General features: G+C 67.4%; 20 protein-coding genes. 14 read left to right on the plus strand and 6 right to left on the minus strand.

The genetic code is table 11. From position 1 onward, the window contains the following. Positions 1-118: 118 nt before the first annotated feature. Complete coding sequence (gene dnaG, locus SM753_RS03765) at positions 119-1,483, plus strand: DNA primase DnaG (protein ID WP_323190602.1); 1,365 nt, start codon at positions 119-121, stop codon at positions 1,481-1,483. Between the two features lie 10 nt (positions 1,484-1,493). On the opposite strand, the gene SM753_RS03770 is transcribed toward dnaG, so the two are convergent. Together SM753_RS03770 and SM753_RS03775 are read right to left on the minus strand one after the other, a co-directional pair. Then, positions 1,494-1,898 carry a GNAT family N-acetyltransferase gene (locus SM753_RS03770; RefSeq protein WP_323190603.1) on the minus strand — a complete coding sequence of 135 codons (405 nt, stop codon included), beginning with the start codon at positions 1,896-1,898 and terminating at the stop codon, positions 1,494-1,496. A gap of 23 nt (positions 1,899-1,921) precedes the next feature. After that, positions 1,922-3,262: a DUF92 domain-containing protein gene (locus SM753_RS03775; protein WP_323190604.1), complete on the minus strand. Its 1,341-nt coding sequence runs from the start codon at positions 3,260-3,262 to the stop codon at positions 1,922-1,924. A gap of 261 nt (positions 3,263-3,523) precedes the next feature. On the opposite strand from SM753_RS03775, the gene SM753_RS03780 reads away from it, so the two are divergent. Next, complete coding sequence (locus SM753_RS03780) at positions 3,524-4,132, plus strand: undecaprenyl diphosphate synthase family protein (protein WP_138797851.1); 609 nt, start codon at positions 3,524-3,526, stop codon at positions 4,130-4,132. A 56-nt stretch (positions 4,133-4,188) separates the two neighbouring features. Here SM753_RS03780 and uppS read toward each other — a convergent pair whose 3' ends face one another. Further along, a complete protein-coding gene (uppS, locus tag SM753_RS03785; RefSeq protein ID WP_323190605.1) occupies positions 4,189-5,136 on the minus strand; it encodes a polyprenyl diphosphate synthase in 948 nt (315 codons plus the stop codon). A gap of 231 nt (positions 5,137-5,367) precedes the next feature. Between uppS and SM753_RS03790 the strand changes: the two genes are divergently transcribed. From SM753_RS03790 to SM753_RS03830, 9 genes are all read left to right on the plus strand, one after another. Continuing rightward, the gene (locus tag SM753_RS03790; protein ID WP_121817324.1) at positions 5,368-5,562 is read left to right on the plus strand and encodes a cold-shock protein; all 195 of its coding nucleotides are present in this window, start codon (positions 5,368-5,370) and stop codon (positions 5,560-5,562) included. Positions 5,563-5,772: 210 nt separating this feature from the next. Beyond that, a complete protein-coding gene (locus SM753_RS03795; RefSeq protein WP_138797852.1) occupies positions 5,773-6,171 on the plus strand; it encodes a DUF5778 family protein in 399 nt (132 codons plus the stop codon). A 72-nt stretch (positions 6,172-6,243) separates the two neighbouring features. Then, positions 6,244-7,254 (plus strand): AI-2E family transporter, encoded by a 1,011-nt coding sequence (locus SM753_RS03800; protein ID WP_323190606.1) that lies wholly within the window; start codon positions 6,244-6,246, stop codon positions 7,252-7,254. Positions 7,255-7,305: 51 nt separating this feature from the next. Further along, complete coding sequence (locus tag SM753_RS03805) at positions 7,306-8,457, plus strand: Lrp/AsnC family transcriptional regulator (RefSeq protein ID WP_323190607.1); 1,152 nt, start codon at positions 7,306-7,308, stop codon at positions 8,455-8,457. Between the two features lie 7 nt (positions 8,458-8,464). After that, positions 8,465-9,121, plus strand: a complete 657-nt coding sequence (locus tag SM753_RS03810) for a bifunctional precorrin-2 dehydrogenase/sirohydrochlorin ferrochelatase (RefSeq protein ID WP_323190608.1) — start codon at positions 8,465-8,467, stop codon at positions 9,119-9,121. Then, on the plus strand, positions 9,121-10,470 hold the full coding sequence (gene hemA / locus SM753_RS03815) for a glutamyl-tRNA reductase (RefSeq protein WP_369335320.1): 1,350 nt from the start codon (positions 9,121-9,123) through the stop codon (positions 10,468-10,470). Before SM753_RS03810 ends, hemA begins: the two co-directional genes overlap by 1 nt. A 44-nt stretch (positions 10,471-10,514) precedes the next feature. Next, complete coding sequence (locus tag SM753_RS03820) at positions 10,515-10,799, plus strand: 4a-hydroxytetrahydrobiopterin dehydratase (protein ID WP_135534713.1); 285 nt, start codon at positions 10,515-10,517, stop codon at positions 10,797-10,799. Between the two features lie 36 nt (positions 10,800-10,835). Beyond that, positions 10,836-11,216 carry an LWR-salt protein gene (gene lwrS / locus SM753_RS03825; protein ID WP_323190610.1) on the plus strand — a complete coding sequence of 127 codons (381 nt, stop codon included), beginning with the start codon at positions 10,836-10,838 and terminating at the stop codon, positions 11,214-11,216. 106 nt (positions 11,217-11,322) lie between these two features. Continuing rightward, entirely contained in the window at positions 11,323-11,946 is a 624-nt protein-coding gene (locus tag SM753_RS03830; RefSeq protein WP_323190611.1) for an HAD family hydrolase, read from the plus strand. Here the strand turns inward: SM753_RS03830 and SM753_RS03835 are convergent. The 3 genes from SM753_RS03835 to SM753_RS03845 all read right to left on the minus strand — a co-directional run bounded on the left by SM753_RS03835 (position 11,916) and on the right by SM753_RS03845 (position 16,928). Continuing rightward, positions 11,916-13,865 (minus strand): molybdopterin biosynthesis protein, encoded by a 1,950-nt coding sequence (locus SM753_RS03835; protein ID WP_323190612.1) that lies wholly within the window; start codon positions 13,863-13,865, stop codon positions 11,916-11,918. The genes SM753_RS03830 and SM753_RS03835 overlap by 31 nt on opposite strands. A 31-nt stretch (positions 13,866-13,896) precedes the next feature. Continuing rightward, positions 13,897-15,111 (minus strand): gephyrin-like molybdotransferase Glp, encoded by a 1,215-nt coding sequence (gene glp / locus SM753_RS03840; RefSeq protein ID WP_323190613.1) that lies wholly within the window; start codon positions 15,109-15,111, stop codon positions 13,897-13,899. Positions 15,112-15,254: 143 nt separating this feature from the next. Continuing rightward, positions 15,255-16,928 (minus strand): hypothetical protein, encoded by a 1,674-nt coding sequence (locus SM753_RS03845; protein WP_323190614.1) that lies wholly within the window; start codon positions 16,926-16,928, stop codon positions 15,255-15,257. A 119-nt stretch (positions 16,929-17,047) separates the two neighbouring features. On the opposite strand from SM753_RS03845, the gene SM753_RS03850 reads away from it, so the two are divergent. Genes SM753_RS03850 through SM753_RS03860 form a run of 3 tightly spaced genes read left to right on the plus strand, consistent with a single transcriptional unit; the run spans position 17,048 to position 19,908 of the window. Further along, entirely contained in the window at positions 17,048-17,815 is a 768-nt protein-coding gene (locus SM753_RS03850; RefSeq protein ID WP_323190615.1) for a GIDE domain-containing protein, read from the plus strand. Positions 17,816-17,859: 44 nt separating this feature from the next. Beyond that, a complete protein-coding gene (locus SM753_RS03855) occupies positions 17,860-18,222 on the plus strand; it encodes an Hsp20/alpha crystallin family protein (protein ID WP_135534720.1) in 363 nt (120 codons plus the stop codon). Positions 18,223-18,228: 6 nt separating this feature from the next. Beyond that, positions 18,229-19,908 (plus strand): AarF/ABC1/UbiB kinase family protein, encoded by a 1,680-nt coding sequence (locus SM753_RS03860; protein ID WP_323190616.1) that lies wholly within the window; start codon positions 18,229-18,231, stop codon positions 19,906-19,908. Positions 19,909-19,954: the final 46 nt, after the last annotated feature.

Here is a 19,954-nt window from a genome sequence, read left to right on the forward strand (position 1 = left end):
TTTTCCCGTCTCCTTCCTTTCAACCCCAACAGGTATTTGAGGGATCCTCAACAATTACAATGTAGTCCATGGACGCGCATGGAGTCACGGTTCAGCCCGACAAACGGGCAGATCATCTATGGAGGACACATCGAAATATCTCATTCACGCCGAAATCTCCGCCGACGGGGTGGTAGAGCGGAGTGACGTCGTCGGTGCGATCTTCGGTCAGACCGAGGGGCTCCTCGGCGACGAACTCGACCTGCGAGACCTCCAGCAGTCCTCGAAGGTCGGTCGTATCGAAGTCGAGATAGAGAGCGCCAGCGGCCGGTCGGAAGGCACGGTAACCATCGCCACGAGCGTCGACAAAGTGGCGACGGCGACGCTCGCGGCCGCGCTGGAAGCGCTCGACCGGATCGGCCCCTGCCGAGCCGAACTCGAAGTTACCGACATCGAAGACGTCCGGGCGGCGAAACGCCGCCGGATCGTCGAGCGCGCGCAGGAACTCCTACACGACTCGTTCGACGACGGCGTGATGACGAGCGAGGAGATCCTCGACGAAGTGAGACAGAGCGCCCGCGTCGGTACCGTCACCGACCACGAGGGGCAACCGGCAGGCCCCCGCGTCGCGGACAGCGACGCCGTCGTCGTCGTCGAGGGGCGTTCGGACGTCCTCACGCTCCTGCGCTACGGGGTGAAAAACGCCGTCGCCGTCGAAGGGACGAACGTCCCCGACGCGGTCGCGGATCTTACAGCCGACCGGACGGTGACAGCGTTTCTCGACGGCGACCGCGGCGGACACCTCATCCTCCGAGAACTGGGGCAGGTCGCTCAGATCGACTACGTCGCGTTCGCGCCCGACGGCAAGTCCGTCGAAGACCTCTCTCGCGAGGAAGTGTTTGCGGCGCTCCGCGAGAAGGAACCGCACGAGACGGTGGCCGACCGCCCCAACTCTCAGGACACCGTCGCCACGGACGGGAGCCGGTCGCCGTCCCCGCCGGTCGACGAGAACGCCACGACGGCGGAAACCCCGGTTTCACCGGAGACGCTGGAGTCGCCAGGGCCGGACGACGCCGACACGACGGAACCGCTCCGACGCGGCGCCTCGGACGGGTCGGCAGCGACGGACGCGAACACGCCGGAATCGATGCCCGACGAGGCTGAAGCGGCGGAAACCGCCGAGGAAGCGGTTTCGACGGATGCGCTCCCCGAGACGCTCCGCGACCACGTCGCCGAGGTGATCGACGAGGGACGCGGGGTCGTCCGTCTGCTGGACGCCGACCACTCGCCGCTGTCGGAGGCGCCGGCCGACGAGGCGGTCGACGCTGTCGACGACGCTGACCCGGTGCCGACCGCCGTGATTCGCGACGGGGAAGTCACTCAGCGACTCGCAGACGTGGCGGCCGACCGCGGCGTCGACCGTGTCGTCGGGAGCGACCGCGGGGAGTTCACCAAGCGCCCGACGAGCGTCCGCGTCCACGCCGCCCCCGACATCGAACTGTAGCGAACGCGCGCTACAACGGCCGCCGCATGAGCACGGCGGGACCGCCGTCGTCGTAGTACGACTCTATTCGCGTTTTCTCCTCGAACCCGAACTCCTCGTACAGCCGTCTGGCCGCGTCGTTTCCCGGTTCGACGGCCAGTTCTACCGATGTCGCCTCCGTCTCGCGCAGGCGGGCGAGCGCCGCGGCGAGCAACCGCCGGCCGCGCCCCTCCCGTCGGTGCGACGGGGCCACGACGAGTTCAGCGACGTGGGCCGTTTCGGGGCCGTTCATCGCGAGGATGTACCCCACCGGAACGCCGGTATCGTCCGGCCCGTCGACTGACGCGAGCACCACGCCGGGCCCGCGGAGCGCGGTCGTCAGGAGCTGCGGACTCGACGCGGGGAGAAGCGACTGGAGCGCACGAAGCGCGGGCATGTCGGCGGGCGTCGCCGCTCGGATCACGCGACGGCGGCGATGCCCAGTCCGCTCGCCAGGACCGCCCCGACGGCGCCGCCGGACAGGGTGGCGAGGAAGTTCACGCTCTGGTTGCCGAGACGACCGCCCTCGACCGTCGCACCGAGGAGGCTATCGACGGTCATGCCGGCGACGCCGGCGACGAGGATGACGCCTGCGCCTGTCGGCCCGACCGAGTCGAGCAACGCGACGGCGACGAGCGCGATGAGCGTCGCCCCGGCGGTGCCGGCGAGTTCCCCCTGCCAGGTGACGGCACCGTCAGTTCCGGGGTCGACCGGTTTGAGCGTCGTGATCAGTCGCGGCCGGTCGAACACGCCGCCGATCTCGCTGGAGAGCGTGTCGCTCATCGCCGTAGAGATGGAGCCGGCAAACGCGTAGAGGAAGATCCCCCCGGCGATCCCCGTGCCGTCGCCGACCGGGAGATGGATCGGCGCGGCCGCGTACGCGAGGACGGCCGCCAGCGCGACCGCCGCGTTACTGAACACGTTTGAACTCCCGCGCGCGCCCTCGTTTTTCTCCGCGACGCCGCGTTGGGCCTTCTCCTCGTACCGGAACTTGGTCGAGAGGCCGCCGATGCCGAAAAAGACGATGATGACGGCGAACCACCCGATCCCGCCGAGAACGATCGTGAGCAGGCCGAGGAACACGCCCGATAGCATTCCGGAGACCGACGCGGTGTCGAGAGCGTAGGAGGCGTATCCGACGGCGACTGTCACCGCGAGGGCGATCCCGACATCGTGTACCGTCCCCGGGTCCGTCAGTTCCCAGAGGAACCAAAGCAGGAGTCCGACCGAGAGAACGACGACCGGGTCGTCGCGTTCGAACAGGACCGACCGAAGCAACGCGCCGAGTAACGCGCCGCTTGCCGAGAGGAACACGACGAATGCGGGGGCCACCCCCGAGTCACCGTTCAGCAGCGCCGTGGCGAGAATGCCGATCCAGCAGCCGACGGCGCCGCCGAGGACGAACCCGACAGCGCCGACGACGGGGTCGGTCGAGCGCCGGCGGACAACCTGTGCGGCCAGATTGCCGTACACGAGCGTCAGTACCGCACCGACGAACGCGAGTGTCGGCATCGCCTCGACGGTCGACAGGAGTCCGAGACCGGTCGCAGCGAGTGCGAATCCGATCAGTCCGTGCAGGCGGCCCTCTTCCCAGTCGCCGGGCCGCGCAAACAACTCGAACACCGGCCCGTCATCGACGAGCACGGCGATTCCCGCGACCACGGCGAACGGGACGGCGGCCGCCCATCCGAGCAGGGGTGCGACCAGTGCGAGGCTGCCGACCCCCGCAAACGCCCCCGCTCGCCGTACAGTCGATGTCACGCTAACGCGTCCGTTTGTAGGTAGGTCACTTAACCTTCCCGAAGCGAATCACCGCCGACGGCGACCCGTACCACTTATACCGTCGGCCGTATCCGGTTGTGGAGTGCACCGGATCGGTCCGGCGAACGTCCACAAGGACGGACAGCCGACAGTGTACTCTGGCGTCTGTTCTCTCGCGAGAATAGTCGAACCCGGAGCCTCGAAACCGGCCAGCGTCTCACAGCCGACAGTATTAGGCCATCCGCCTGACAAGCGATTCGTGTGGGTCTCTACGATAGATATCTCGCCGCCCGTCTACGCTTCGAGGACGACGTTCGCCCGGACCGCGTCGCGATCGTCATCACGGAACGCGACCTGCTGGAGCAGGGAGCGTACGACACGTTAGAGGACGCCTTCAACTGGGCGTTCGAATACGACGCGGAACGGGTTACCGTCTCCGTGAGCGTACTCGACGAAGCGGCCGTTCCGACGCTGAAACGACAGTTCGACGACATCGACGTTCCCCGTACCATCGACGTTCGCGGACCGGACGACGACGTTCGCGCGGACGCCCCTATCCAGGTGAGCATCGGCCTCGGCGGCAAACACGAGTTCACCACCGCCGTCCGCGGCCTGGCCGAGGAGGTACAGGAGGGCGAACTGGACCCCGACGAGATAGACGCCGACGACATCGAGGACCGACTCGTCTTCCCCGAAGAACCCGACCTGGTCATCAAGACCGGCGCGGAGCGCCTCTCGGATTTCATGATCTGGCAGTCCGTCTACTCCGAACTCTACTTCACCGACGTGAACTGGCGGGACTTCCGGAAGCGCGACTACCTGCGAGCGCTCCGGGAGTACGGGAAGCGAAACCGCCGATATGGGCGGTAGCCTCGACACGGCACGAGCGGAAAACGAACCGACGAGCGTTCATCCGACGGGAGCCGTCAGTCCGCCGGCTTCGGTTCCTCGTCCGCGGGCGGCAGGTCCTCGGGCGCGACCTCGTCGACGGTCGAGCGCTCGCTGCTCGGTAACGAGTCGCGGAACCGCCGGACGACCGACCGGGCCTCGTCGAGTTCGACGCCGCCGAGCGCGCGCAGGAGCGCGAGGCCGCGGCGGGCGCGGGTGCGCCGCCAAGACCGTTCGCGGTGCTCGTAAGTGCGGATTCCCCGCAGAAAGTCGACGCGGGAGAACTCCGGCCAGTACGGCGTACAGAAATAGACGGCCGCCTCGTTTCCGTTCGCGTGCCACGGGAGGAAGTTGCTCGTCCGCTCGTCGCCGCCGGTTCGGAGGATGAGGTCGACGTCGCGAACCGGGCGGTCGTACAGCCTCTTCTCGACGGTTTCGACGTCGACGTCGTCGGCGCGGAGGTCCCCGTCGTCGACCTCCCGGGCAACGCTCTGTGCGGCGGAGAGTAGCTGGGCCCGGCCGCCGTACGCGAGCGCGATGTTCAGAACGAACCGGTCGTAGCCGCGGGTCCGGTCCTCCGCGTACTCGACCGCGTCCCGGACGCGCTCCGGCAGGCGGTCCACGTCGCCAAGCACTCGAATACACACCTCACCGTCGTGGACGCGGTCGGCGTCAGCGAACTCGTGGAGTTTCTCCTCGAGGAGGTCGAACAGCGGTTCGCGCTCCTCCTCGGGACGGTCGAAGTTCTCCGTCGAGAAAGTGTAGAGCGTCAGTTCGTCGATGTTCATGTCCCGGCACCAGTTCAACACCTGTTCGGTCGTCTCCGCGCCGGATCGGTACCCGTCGTGTTTCTCTGTGCCCTGCTTTCGGGCGTATCGTCTGTTTCCGTCCTGAATCACGGCCACGTGCGACGGTGTTCCCGATATTTCGCGTTCGAGCAGTCGCTCGTAGGCATCCTCGGCGCGCTCGCGGAGACCAGACAGCATCTACGTACGGCGACAACGGCGGGGATAATGTGTCTTGTGTGTCGGTAAGTGTCGTATTCTGATGGACGTGCCTGTTTCAGATATTTCGCGGGAACGTCCCCGCGAAATTCTTCACTGACTTCCGTCCGTCAGTATCAGTACGCGTCTGCGGGCCGTGAAAGCATATCTCGGCCTCCACGACGACCGCGAGTCGCATAGCTTATATAGGCGGAGCCACTCTCCAGAGTTGCAATGGCGAAAGGTACGGTTGACTTCTTCAACGACACGGGCGGTTACGGTTTCATTGACAGCGACGACTCCGAGGAAGACGTGTTCTTCCACATGGAGGACGTCGGCGGTCCTGACCTGGAGGAAGGTCAGGAAGTCGAGTTCGATATCGAGCAGGCCGACAAGGGCCCGCGCGCGACGAACCTCGAGCGTCTGTAAACCGGTTTACAGCCCAATTCGCATCCGGGCGCTGTCAGGCGGCGCGGCGACGCGCATCTCTGGGGGTCCACCCCTCTGCAGTCCGCCCGTGCATCGTTTCTCCGTTTTTTCACACACGCCAGCGACGGCTCCGTCCGCGCGCGACGACTGAAACCGCTGGCTCGCGCGGAAACGGGTACCATAAGGGGACGCGACACGTTCGTCCCGCTAATGAGCGACGCTCTCGACGACGACCTGTACCGGCGGACCAAGCAGTTGCTCGAACCCGGCGAGATAGAACTCAACGGTGCCGTCGTCCACACGGACATCGAGTCCCAGGACGACATCGCGATGACGCAGGCGACCATCGACATCGGCGAGGTCATCGCCGACCACGCTACGGACGAGGAGGCGTACGTCTACTCCGGCTCCGACGACCCCGAGTTCGCGTCGAATCAGCATCAGGGGCTTACGCTCGACGACGACGAGTTCGTCTGGGAGTGCCAGCAGCTTCTCCGCAACGGCACGTTCGACGTCGTCTTCTACTACGAGGCCACCGCCGACCACGAGGCCATTCTGGAGGACATTCGCGAGGCGGGCTTCGACGTGACGGGCGTCCGCGGCGACTGACAGTCGCCGGGTGGACGACGGCTGTCCGGCTACCCCCAAACGACTTCCATCGCTCCGTGGTCGGAACGGACGATGGACGCTCGCACCGCGTTTGCGTGGGTACTGGTCGCCGCGCTGACGGCGGTCATCTGGCTGCTCGTCCAGCCGTTCCTCTCGTGGCTCCTCGCGACGGGACTGCTCGCTTTCGTGCTCTACCCCGTCCACCGACGCCTCGAAGACCGGGTCGGACCGCGTCTCTCTGCGGGGCTGCTGGCTCTCCTCGTCACGCTGCTCGTGGTCGTCCCCCTGGCGGCCGGGGTGACCGTCGCAGTCACACGGGGGAGCGCGCTGCTCGAAGGGCTCTCACGGTCCGAACTGGTCGATCAGGTGCGAAGCGTCATCCGCCAGAACACCGGGATCACCCTCCCCGTCCGCTCGCTTGCGGAGCGCGCGTCCGACCGATTGACCAGCCGTGCCAGCGATCAGGCGTCGGACGTGCTGAGCACCGGGATCCACGCCTTCCTCGGGTTTCTGCTGCTGACGTTCGTGCTCTACTACCTCCTCAAGGACGGCCGGGGACTCGTCGCGTGGCTTCGGCGGATGACGCCGCTGGAGGCCCCGGTGCGGGACGAACTGTTCGAGTCAGTGCACGACATGACGTGGGCCGTGCTCAAGGGACACGTCCTCGTCGCGATCGTACAGGGGCTCGTCGCGGGCGTGAGCCTCTTTCTCACGGGCGTTCCGGAGGCGACCCTGCTCACGGTCGCGATGATGGCGCTGGCCATCGTTCCGGTCGTCGGCGTCGCCCCGGTGCTGGGCGGGGCTGTCGTCTACCTCTTCTGGATCGGCCAGCCGCTGTCAGCGGCGTTCGTCGTCCTCTGGGGGATGACCTCCGTCGCCGTCACGGACGACTACCTGCGGGCGATGCTGATCGACCGAGAGTCGGAGATGCACTCAGCCACTATCTTCGTCGGCGTCCTCGGCGGGACGTACCTCCTCGGGGTGATGGGGCTGTTCGTCGGACCGATCCTCGTCGGCACCTTCAAGCGGACCGTGGAGGTCGTCGGGAGTTACTACGGGGTAATCCACGCGCCGGACTCCTGAGCGGCGACCCACCTCGCATCGCTTATACGCCCCCGGTCCTCAGTTTCGACTATGAGCGAGACGGACGTCGACCTGGACGAGCGGGACCGCGCGGTCGTCAACGCCTTTCAGGGCGGGTTCCCGGTCGTCCGCGACCCCTTCGAACCGGCGGCCGCGGCGCTGCGGGACCGGGGGGTCGATGTGGATGCCGACGAACTGTTGGAGCGGGTCCGGCGACTGGACGACGACGGCGTGCTGACGCGGTTCGGCCCGCTGATCAACGCACAGGAGATCGGCGGCACGGCGACGCTGGTCGCCATGCACGCGCCGGAGGACCGGTTCGACGAGGTGGCCGAACAGGTCAACGCCCACCGCGAGGTGGCGCACAACTACGAGCGCGAGCACCCGCACCTGAACATGTGGTTCGTCGTCTCGGTCGCGGACGGCGGGACTCAGGAGGGGTCCCGGTCGAGCGGTGAAACCGCGAGCGACCGCGTCGAAGAGGTTCTGTCTGCTATCGAGGACGAGACCGGCCAGGAGACGTACAACCTCCCCAAGCAGCGGGAGTTCCGCGTCGAAGCGAAGTTCTACGTCGACGGACCGATCCCGGAGGGCGACGTGGACCTCTCGCATCTCGGTCCGGACGTGGCCCCGACCGACGCCGACACGCTGACGCCCGCCGAGCGGGACCTGGTAGTCGAGATACAGGACGGGCTCCCGGTCTCCGCGACGCCGTACCGGGACGTCGCGGACGCGCTGGACGCCGACGTCGACTGGGTGCTGGAGACGATCAAGCGGTTCGACGCGGAGGGGAAGATCCGACGGGTCGGCGTCATCCCGACCCACTACGCGCTCGGCTACACGGAAAACGGGATGACCGTCTGGAACGTTCCGGACGACATCGTCGACGAGGTCGGCCCCGAGATAGCCGCCCTCCCCTTCGTCACGCACTGCTACCGGCGGCCGCGCCACGAGGGCGTCTGGCCGTACAACTTCTTCGCGATGACCCACGGCCGGAGCGAGGAAGAGAGCGAGCGGCGCATCGAGCAGGTGCGCGAGCGCATGGCGGAGTTCTGGGACGTCGACGAAGAACCGTCGTCGGCCCGCCGGACGGAGCCTGACGGCGTCGACGAGGGCGACTGGGACACGCTGTTCTCGACGCGCATCCTGAAGAAGACCGGCATCCGTATCGAGGAGCGCGCGAGCGCAAACACCGTAGAGTGAACCCCGTATGATCCCGCTACTCCACGACTTCTCGGGCGCGACGGTGCTCGTGTTCGGCGGCGGCCCCGTCGGCGCGCGGAAGGCCAGACGGTTCGCACGCGAAGCAAGCGTCGTCGTCGTCAGCCCCGATTTCGCCGACGCGGAGTTCGGCGGGAGCGAGCGAGTGCGGGCGGCCCCCGCCGAAGGGGACGTTCCGAACTGGCTCGACAGGTTCGACCCGGCGCTGGTCGTCGCGGCGACCGACGACGCTACCGTCAACGAGGCGATAGCCGAGGCGGCCCGGGACCGCGGCGTTCTCGTCAATCGGGCGGACAGCCACGGCGACCGCGACCCCGGGAGCGTGGTCGTCCCCGCGACGGTCCGCGACGATCCAGTGGTGGCCGCCGTGGCGACGGGCGGCGCGAGCCCCGCGTTGAGCAAGCATCTCCGCGAAACTATCGAAGCGGAGATAGCGGGAGCGGGAGCGATGGCGACGGTGACGGCCGACCTCCGCGACGAACTGCGCGACGAGGGCGTGCCCGAGGGGGACCGACACGACGCGATCCGAGCCGTCGTCAGGTCTTCCCGGGTTTGGAAGGGTTTACGTAGGGGGGAGTCCAAGGGTCGGCAAGTGGCTCGCGACGTGATCAGCGACAAACTACACTCGTCCGGTGATACTCGATGATCGCAAGCACCGGCGTCATTTCCGGCGTAAGCGTCTCGCACGAACGGGCGTCCGTCGACGTGCTCGCCGAGGCGAGCGGCCCCGACCAGCGGACCGTCGTCTCGGGTCTGCTCGGCGGTGCCGAGGAGGCGTTCGCCCTCCAGACGTGCAACCGCGTCGAAGCGTACGTGGTCACCGAATCCCCTGTGACCGGACGGGCCGTTCTCGACGAGTTGGTCGCGGACGTTCCCGACGATAGCGTCGTCGAGATGGACCACGAGGAGAGCCTTCGCCATCTGCTCCGGGTCGCCTCCGGACTCGAATCGCTCGTCCTCGGCGAGGACCAGATCCTGGGCCAGGTCCGGACTGCCTACGAGGAGGCCCGCGGCGCGGGCGGTATCGGCCCCGTGCTGGAAGACGCCGTCACAAAGGCGATCCACGTCGGCGAGCGGGTTCGCACCGAGACGGCCATCAACGAGGGGGCCGTCTCGCTCGGCACCGCGGCGGCGCGGCTGGCCGAGACGGAGACCGACCTCGGTAACTCGACGGCGCTCGTCGTCGGAGCCGGGGAGATGGGTACGCTGTCGGCCCGGGCGCTCGCCGCCCACGGTTCGGACGAGATGATCGTCGCCAACCGGACCGTCCCCCACGCCGAACACGTCGCTACGGAAGTCGACGCGGACGCGCGGGCTATCGCCTTGCCCGCCGTCCCCGCCGCGGCGGAGCGCGCCGATGTCATCGTCACGGCGACGAGTACGGAGGGGTTCATCCTCGATGCGGACACTCTCACCGACACCGGCGGGACCGTGGTGATCGACCTCGCCCAGCCGCGAGACGTCGCGCCGGCGGCCGACGACCTCGACGCGGTGGCCGTGTACGACCTCGACGAACTGGAGTCGGTGACCGACCGGACCCGAGAGCGCAGACGGGAGGCGGCCGAACGCGTCGAAAGCACGATAGACGAGGAGTTCGAGCGCTTGCTGGACCAGTACAAACGTAAGCGGGCCGACGAAGTCATCGCCGCGATGTACGAGAGCGCGGAACGGGTCAAATCCCGCGAGATCGAAACCGCGGTCTCGAAACTGGAGGCGGAGGGCGACGTTTCCGACCGCCAGCGCGAGATACTCGAATCGCTCGCCGACGCGCTGGTCGGCCAGTTGCTCGCCGCGCCCACGAAGAGTCTCAGAAACGCCGCCGCTGACGACGACTGGACGACTATCCACACCGCGCTCCAGTTGTTCGACCCGGAGTTCGCCGGGGCCGACGGTCCGCCCGACTTCGTTACCGAGGCGATGTCCGACGAGATGCCGGCGGACGCGCGTGACGAACTGCCGGCCGACGCGCCCGTCAGCCCGTTCGACGACGACTGAAGCGGGCACAACGATTATCTTGCTGGCCTCGGGATATCTTCTCCATGGCCGACCTGCTTTCCGACGACGAAGTCGAGGAACAGATCCCGGATGAATGGCACCGCGAAGGTGACGAGATAGTCCGGACCTACGAGTTCGACGACTACCTACGCGGCGTCAACTTCGCGCAACTCGTCGGCGAGATCGCGGAGGCGGAGTTCCACCACCCGGAGATCCGGATCGGCTACGAGGAGGTCGAAGTCCGGTTCACCAGCCACGAGGAGGGCGGTATCACGGACAAGGACGCCGAAATGGCGGAACTCGTCGAGACGGAGTCAGGCCACGAGTGAGAGACCAACTACAACGATGAAGGGGCCTTACGCCTGATGGATGCAGAGTACGTGTTCCGCGTTCGGGTCCGGATCGATCCGGCGGGCGAGCACGTTCGCGTCGACCCCGCTACGTTCGAGACGACGCTGTACCGCCGCGCTGACCCGCCAGGCGATGAGGGGTGGCTGTTCTTCCGCGACAACCTGTGGCGGGGCGAGGTAAACGACGAGAAGCACCACCGGGCGATGGCCGAGGAGGCCCTCGACGTTCCGGTAGACAGCGTCGCGTTCAGCGCACTGCGGACCGACGAAGCGTACTTCGACGGTCTGAAAGCCGAGATCGCAGAGTCACTGGACCTGTTCAATGCGGATTCGGTCTCCGAGGTGATCTCGAAGTATCTCGGCAGCAGCGTCGAGGTGCAAGAGGGTGACGCGTAGGTCGCACTGGCCGTGTTTTGGCTCCGCTTAGGCCGATCCGAACCGTGTTAACACGGCGCGTAGGGGCAGAATACTTATTCTGCTACGGCCTCTATTTTTGCCCCCTATGGTCCCGGAGTACGACTACTGGCTGTTCGATCTCGACGGGACGTTAGTCGACGTCGAAGCCGACTATCGCAACGAGGTGATGTCAAGCGTCGAAGACCGACTCGGCCTTGCGTTTACGGACGACGAGCGGTATCTCCTCTGGCACGCGACGGACGACCTGCGAACGGATATTCTGCCGGCCGAACTCACAGTCAGGGAGTTCTGGGAGGTGTTCGACGAGGTGGACGACCCCATCGCGCGAGCGGAGTCGACGTACCTCTACGACGACGCCGACCGTATCACGAACATCGACGCGCCATCGGGCATCGTCACGCACTGTCCGGCACCGGTCGCCGACGTCGTGTTCGACCACCTCGACATCCGGGACTGGTTCGAGACGGTCGTCTGCTGTTCGGAAGACCTGGGTTGGAAGCCCGACCCCGCGCCCGTGGAACACGCAAAAGAGAAGATGGAGGTCGCGTACAACGGACACGAGGGCGTCCTCGTCGGCGACGGTGCCTGCGACATCGGCGCCGCCTGGAACGCCGGCCTCGACGGCATCCACGTCGAGCGTCACGACCCCGACCTGCTCGGCCACAGCGTGCTCGGGGACTACCGACTCTCCTCGTTCGCCGACCTGTAACCGGGTAGGTCTGCGGCAAGATCGGGCACCCGGTCGAGCGCCGTGATCAGTTCCGTCACGCCGACTTTTTCGGTCCGGTCGGGGTTGCCGTGGACCCGCACTCGCTGCTCGCCGAGCGGGACGAAACCGAGTCCCAGTTTCTCCGCACTCGCCCGTAATCCGACGCCAGCGTCAGCACCGCCCGCAGCGACTTTCCGCGCCGGGCTCTCGTGAGCGCGCACGGCAAGTTCGAACCCGTCGATAGCGTCGACCAGTTCGCGGCGGTCGGCGCCGCGCTCCTCGGCGAGTGCGGCTACCGCCTCGCCGAGGCTCGTCCGCAGGCCGGAGTCGGTCGTTCGGTTGACGAACCGCAGGTCCCGGTCGACCAGGTCGGCGAGTCCGTCGACCCCGTCGGGATCGCCCGTGGGGACGATCAGCCCCCACTCACGGGTCCACTCGCCGAGCGGTTCGGCGTCGACATCTCGCTCGACCGGCCCGGCGGTCACCGCGGCGTCCGGCGTGCCGTCGCGTAGCCGGCGCAGTCCCTCTCGGCTCCCGAGTGACAGGTATCGGGGGTTCGACAGGTCGTCGAGTAGCCGGGAGAAAAGCGGGTCGTCCTCGCCCACGCCGAACAGCGACGGCGGGCGCACGTCCGGGGAGAACAACTCGACGGTAACCGGCTCTCCCTCGGCGAGGTAGTCCGTGTCGGGGTCCACGGCGACGACGCCGTCCGCCTCGACGAGACTGGTCGTCGCGCCGCTTCCCTTGTCGACGGGGTAGACGAGCGTTTCGCCGTTCCCGTCCGCTCCGACGGTGTCACCGTTTCCGCCTCGCTGGTCTTTCGGACCAGCCGTGACGAGGCCGACGGGCATGTACCGGAGACGACCCTCCTGATACCGCTCGCGGCGAGCCATCCGGCCGCTGACGGTCGCGGTCCGCGGTTCGGGGCGGCCGGCAGCGTCGCGGACCGCCGGCGCGACGAACGTCCGGAAGATGGTGAGCGCCGAGACGGGGTAGCCGGGGAGGCCGACGTACGCCGAGTCAGCCAGCCGACCCACGAGCATCGGTTTTCCCGGCTTCACCGCGACGCCGTGGAGCAGGAGTTCGCCCTGGTCTTCGATCACCTGATAGATGACGTCGACGGCGCTGGCGCTCGTCGACCCGGACGAGAGGACGAGGTCACACTCGTCGGCGGCGGTCGTCAGGATCCGCTCCATTTCATCGTAGTCGTCGCCCGCGTGGGGGTAGGTGACTGCTTCGCCGCCGGCCTCTTCGACGGCGCTGGCGACGGTGTAGGAGTTCACGTCGTAGATCTGGCCGCGCTCGCTGTGGAGGTCGCCGCCGGGCCGGACGAGTTCGTCGCCGGTCGAGATGATCCCGACTCGGGGCGTCCCGCGGACGGGCACCTCGTCGACCCCGAGCGCCGACAGCAGGCCGATCTCGCGGGCGGTCAGTCGGGTTCCGGGGCCGAGCGCTCGCTCGCCCGCCGCGATGTCCGCGCCGGCGAGCATCACGTTGTCGCCGGGCGCGACGGAGGTCCGGACGAGGACCTGATCCCCGCTCTCGTCCGTCTCCTCCACCATCACCATCGCGTCCGCTCCGGGCGGCATCACCGCACCGGTCGATATCTCGACGGCCTCGCCCGTTTCCACGTCGACGCCGGGTTCCTCGCCCGCGTGAACCGACCCGACCAAGTCGAGGGCAACGGGGTCAGCCTCGTCCGCGCCGAACGTGTCCCGTGCTCTGAGGGCGTATCCGTCGAGCGACGCGCGGTCGAACCCCGGCACGTCGATACCCGCGTCCACGCGCTCGGCGAGAACGCGGCCCCGGGCGTCTTCGAGCGACACCGTCTCCGGCTCCGGTTCGAGGTCGAGCGAGTCGATGGCCTCCCGGGCGCGCTCCGGGGACGCGAGGTCGCGGAACTCCTTACGGTCGCTCATGCGCTCACCTCCGCGGCGGCGTCTGCGTCCGTCACGCCGACCACTCCCAGTCCTGTACGGCGACGGTTTCGCCCTCCGCGACGCCCTCGCGGTCGTCCGGGATCACCACCCAGCCGTCGGCCTGCGCGACGCTCGACAGGATCCCCGACCCGCTCGCCCGCGTCGGGATGGCGACGCGCTCGCCGTCTCTCGATTCGAGTGTCACGCGGGCGAACGTCCGCGTGCCGGGTTCGCTCGCTATCTTCCGGTCGAGGCGGGCCTCGGTCGTCGGGTGCGGCGGAACGGCCGCGTTCTCGGTCCACTTCATCGCGGGCCGGAGGAACTGGACGGCGTTGACGATGCAGGCCACGGGATACCCCGGGAGCATGAGCACGGGCGTTTCCTCGACGACGCCGAGCGCGACGGGATGGCCCGGCTTCAGCGCGACGCCGTGGACGAACACCTCCCCGAGGTCGTCGACGACGTCGGGGATCAGGTCGCGCTCGCCGACAGAGGACCCGCCGGTCGTGACGACGATGTCTTTCGTCAGGTCGCGCTGGACGGCGGCGCGGAGCGCATCCCGGTCGTCCGTGACGACGTTCCGGTACTCGGCGCGCCCGCCCCAGCGCTCGACGTAGCGAGAAACCGTCAACCCGTTCGTCTCGATCACTTCGCCGGGGTCGGGGTCGTGCTGGACGAGTTCCTCGCCCGTCGGTATCACGCCGACTGACGGGCGGTCGTAGGTCTCGACCTCGTCGACGCCGACCGATTTCAGCAGTCCCAGGTCCGACGGGCGTAGGCGGTGGCCCGGTTCGTACAACACGTCGTCCTGCTCGACATCTTCGCCCACGGGGGCGACGTTCTCGCCCTCGGCGACGGCGTCGAACACTTCGAGGTCGTCGCCGACCGCCTCGACCTGCTCGACCATCACCACCGCATCGGCTCCCTCCGGGAGTTCGCTACCGGTGTGGACGCGGGCCGCACGCTCCGGCCCGACAGCGTCGTCGGCCCGGAGGACCGACGGCGAGCGGTCGCTCGCGCCGAAGGTGTCTGCCGCCCGCACCGCGTAGCCGTCCATCGCGGCCCGCCGGTAGTGAGGGACGGACCGTTCCGCGGTGATTCGCTCGGCCACGACCCGCCCGTCGGCCGCGGTCAGCGGGACCGACTCCGTGCGGTCGATCCCGGCGACGGCCTCGCGGAGGGCGTCGCGCGCCTCGTCGACCCGGGTTCGGTCCTTGAACCCGGCGTCAGTTACTTGATCGCTCATACCACCACGTTCGGACTGCCGCGGGAAAAGTGGGGGTACTCGACGCCGGCGGTGCTGACTGACGGGGCGGCTAATCACCAGACCGCCGGGACACCGTAACGGCGAAATCGGTTTCGACGGACGGTGTCGCTACAGCAGAGCTCTCACAGGCGGCGACGCCACAGCACTACCACGCCGACGGTCGCGAGTGCCGCGGCGACGGCGACACTGGCGGGGACGATATCGACGGGAAGTCCGTTTGTCCCGTCAGCGGTCGCCGGTCCCGTCGTGGCGTCGTCCGTCTCCGCGGAGCCCCCGTCTCCGCCGGTTTCGGTCTCGTTCGCTGAGCCGTTCTCCGTCCCGTTCGTCCCGTTTCGGGCACCGTCCGTACCGTTCCCGTCGCCTGTCGTCGCGTTCTCGACCGGCGAGGTGTCGACGGCGCACTCTCCCTCCAGGAGATAGGCGTGGCCGGTGACGTTCGTCGTGTTCTCGTGCGGTGCGCCGACCAGCGCGTCCCTGGTTTCCCCGCCGGTCGCGTTTGCGACCAGCGCCAGGCGGTAGCCGGCGAAATCGCCCGCGCTCTCGCCGGTCAGCAGCTGCGCTGCGTCGCCCCCGCCACCGGGGACGACGTACGCAGCGCCGGCCTTGTCCTCGGCGTAGGGCGCGCCGACGAGCAGGTCGGGGCGGTCGTCACACGTCACGTCGCCGGCCGTCACGTCCCATCCGGCGCGGTCGCCCGACGAACCGACGAAAACCGGGTCCCTCTCGGCGAGGTCAGTCGACTCTACGGGGCTGACGTACACCGCTCCGGAGTTGCTCCCGTCCCGGTTCGCGCTCGGTGCGCCGACGACGACCTCTCCGCCGTCGTCCGTCCCGACGATATCGACGCTCTGGCCTGCTCTGTCACCGGACTGCGCGCCGCGGACCACGATGTCAGCGTCGGCGAGCGAATGGGTGCCCGTCCAGTTCGAGGAGACGACGTACGCCGCGCCTGCCGCGTCGTCGACGCCGCGCGCACCCACTGCGATCTCGGCCGATCCGTCGCCGTCCGCGTCGGCACCGGCGACGTCCCACCCGGCGGTGTGGCCGGACTCCGCGCCGACCAGTCGCAGGTCGGCGTCGGCGGTGGTCTCGTTGGTGGACGGCGATTCGAAGTAGTACGCGGCACCGGCGTTCTCACCGCCGACATCGCTTCGCGGAGCGCCGATGACCAGTCCCGCGCCGCTCTCACGCTCGACGGGATCGACAGCGAGGCCGAGTTGTTCGTCCTGGTCGACGCCGCTCAGCACGACATCGGCGTCGTCGGGAGTGAGAGTACCGGACAGCGACGGGCCGCCGTAGAAGACGTACACGTACCCCTCCTCGCGAAGCGGCGCGCTCACTATCAGGTCGCCGTAGCCGTCGCCGTCGACATCGTCGACGTTCACGTCGTACCCCGTCCACTGTCCGCCGGCGCTGCCGCGGATCGTGAGATCAGCGTCTTCGATGTCGTACTCGCCGCCCTCGACCGGACCGTAAAACAGGTGCGCCGCGCCGCCGTTCTCGCCCGCTTCGTCGTTGAACGGTTGGCCGACGAGAACGTCGGCAGACCCGTCGCCGTCGACGTCGCCACCGCCGATATCCTCGCCGGTGGAGGGGCCGCCGCGAACCGTCGCGTGAGTCGAGAGCGAATCCTGTGCATTTGTTTCGTTTTCTTGTACGCCTGTTTCGTTTTTCGTCAGCGGGTCGATCGGTCCCTCCACCGCCGCGGCCGTCGCTGCTACCGTGAACGCACCGACAGTCGCGACAGCGAGAAACAAGATGGATCCGAGGACCACCAGGGGAGTCCGTCTGTTCATCGTCCCATCTAACCCCTTCTGGGTGTTTTGTTATCCCCCACCCAAACCGGGGCTTCGAACGGTAAGTTACCCTTATTCAGCGACGGAACGCTTATTTCCTGGGGTTCTCAACCGGAAGCATGACACTGCTCTCGGCCGCGACTGCTCTCATCGCGGTACTCGTCCTCGTTAGTCTCCTCTTACTCGGGGACGCCGGCAGACACGGCGCACGGGCATACCGCGTCTATCGGAACGATCCCATAGACGTCGCGTCCGCGGCGAACGTCTCCGGAATCGTCGAGATCGAGGGGTCAGTCGGGATACACGAGTCGTCGCTCCGTGCGCCGTTTTCGGGAACGAAATGCGTGGTCTGCGAGTACGAAGTACAGGAACTGCGGTCGTCGGGCAAGAACAACCACTGGGAGACTATCCATTCGGGGAGCGGGCGCGTCCCGTTCGTTCTGGACGACGACACCGGGGCGTTACTCGTCGATCCCGACGGCGCGGCCCTGGCGCTCGACGACCACACCACCCGCGTCGACGGCGGAAAGGCTCCGCCCGAACGGATCCGACGGTGGATCGAGGACACTCCGGATGTCGGCTCAGAGGAGAAGTCGTGGGACCTCCGCGTGATCGAGATAGCGACCGGCGACGACCGCAAGTACATCGAACGCCGCCTCGACCCCGGCGACCCCGTCCACGTGTACGGCGGAGTGGAGTACGAACCGTGGTCGAACGCCGCGGGGACCGTCAACGCCGTCGTCCGCGACGGCGAGACGGCGCTCTTCCGGATCACCGACGGCGACGAGGGGGAGGCGGTTCGACGCCTCGCGATGCCCGCCCTGTGGCGAATCGCTGGCGCGGCGGTCGTTCTGGCCGTTCTCTGGGTCGTGGTTTCACCGCTCTAGGCTGGATCGCGGCCTTTTTCGCCACGGACTCCGTACGACCGCGTATGTCAGCGCTGCGTGATGCCTTGCGCGACCTACCCGACGCCGTGTTCGCCGATCTGCTGGAGAGCGACGACGAGTATCTGCTCGTCGTCGACCTCCCCGGTGTCACTGCAGACACGGTCGACATCGCCGTCGATGGCTCTGCGCTCGAAATCGAGGCGCGGCGCGAGAAAAACCTCCCACCGGAGTTCCAGTACCGGACTGAAGACCGGTCCCTGTTTCTGGACGCCGATATCCCGCTCCCGCCGGACGCGACCGACGCCGGGGCGTCTGCGACGGTCGACCGGGGCGTCCTCGAACTCCACCTGCCGAAACGCGGTTCGGAGTCTACTGGCACATCGATAGAGGTCACCGAGGGCGCGTAGCGCGAGGTGGTTACGCTGGTCAACCTCCGGGCCTACTGGCGCTTTTTCGTCGTCGTGCGTCAGTTCCTACCGCTGCTGGTCGCCTACGCGAGAGACCGTCACAGGTTCCTGATCGTCGGCGGTCGCCGCCGCGTCGACGCCGAGATGCGTCGCGAGCGCGCGGACCGCCTGCTCGACTCGCTGCTCACGCTGGGGCCGACGTTTATCAAACTCGGTCAACTGCTCTCGACCCGGCCCGACATCCTCCCGCCGGAGTACATAGACGTCCTCTCGCAACTCCAGGACGAGGTTCCGCCCGCGCCGTGGTCCGACGCCCGGACGGTGGTCGAATCGGAGCTCGGACCCGTCGACGAAGCGTTCGACGGATTCGACACCGAGCCGATAAGCGGAGCAAGTCTCGGGCAGGTGTACACCGCCGAGTTCCAGGGGTCGGAGGTGGCCGTGAAGGTCCGCCGCCCGGACATCGAACCGCTCGTCGAGGCCGACCTACGGGTTATCCGCTGGTCGCTCCCGGTCCTGTTGACGTTCATCGACGAGTCGCGGGCGTTCTCGCTCGAAAACCTCGCCGACGAGTTCGCCAAGACGATCCGCGAGGAAATGGATTACGAGCGCGAAGCCGAGATGCTCCGGGAGATCCGGTCGAATTTCGAGGACGACGACGCGATCGTCGTTCCCCCCGTCGTCGAGGAACGGTCGGGGGCGCGAGTGCTGACGATGGAGTACATACCGGGGACGAAGATAAACGACCTGGAGACGCTCGCGGAAAAGGACCTCAACCGCACGGAAATCGCCGAGAACCTCCAACGCGCGTACCTCCAGATGATCATCGAGGACGGCGTCTTCCACGCCGACCCCCACCCGGGGAACCTCGCGGTGACCGACGAGGGCCGCATCATCTTCTACGACTTCGGGATGAGCGGCCGCGTCGACGACTTCATCCAGGACAAGATAGTCGACTTCTACGTCGCCGTCGCGAACCAAGACATCGACGGCATCCTCGACGCCCTCATCGAGATCGGGACGCTCTCGCCCGAGGCCGACCGACAGGTGATGGGCGAGGTGATGGAACTCGCCATTCAGGATGTCCGCGGCGAGGACATCGAGCAGTACCGCGTCCAGCAGATCGTCGGCCAGATCGAGGACTCCATCTACGAGTTCCCGTTTCGCCTGCCGAAGAACCTCGCGCTCGTCCTGCGGGTCGCCACCGTCGTCGAGGGCGTCTGCGTGACGCTCGACCCCGATTTCGACTTCATCTCTATCGCCACCGACTATCTGACAGAGCAAGGGTATCGCGAGGAGAGCGTCCGGCAGTACATCGACGAGGCGGGCGACCAGGTCCAGCAGTCGGTGCTCTCTGCTGTTCGCGTACCGCCGAAACTGGAGCGCACGCTGGACCGCATCGACCGCGAGAACCTCCACGTCCGCGCCGAGATAGAGGACTCGAACGACGTGTTCGACACGCTTGCGAAGCGGATCGTCTACGGCCTCCTGCTCACCGCGGGCGTCCTCTCGACCTCGGTGCTTTACTCCTTTGCTACTATTCGGTCGACCGCGATCGCAGCCGCGTTCTCCGTCGGCGTCGCCCTGTTGCTCTACCGCTCGTTCCGGTCCCGCAAGGGGATCCGCGCGAAACCCCAGTTCACCCGCCAGAATCTGAAACAGCGCCGCCCGGGCGAGGGCGACTGAGACTGACGAGCGTCGTCTGCCGGAGATCCCCGCCGGCTTTTACCTT

The organism is Halostella sp. PRR32 (assembly GCF_034808085.1).
GTDB classification, from domain to species: Archaea; Halobacteriota; Halobacteria; order Halobacteriales; family Natronoarchaeaceae; genus Halostella; species Halostella pelagica.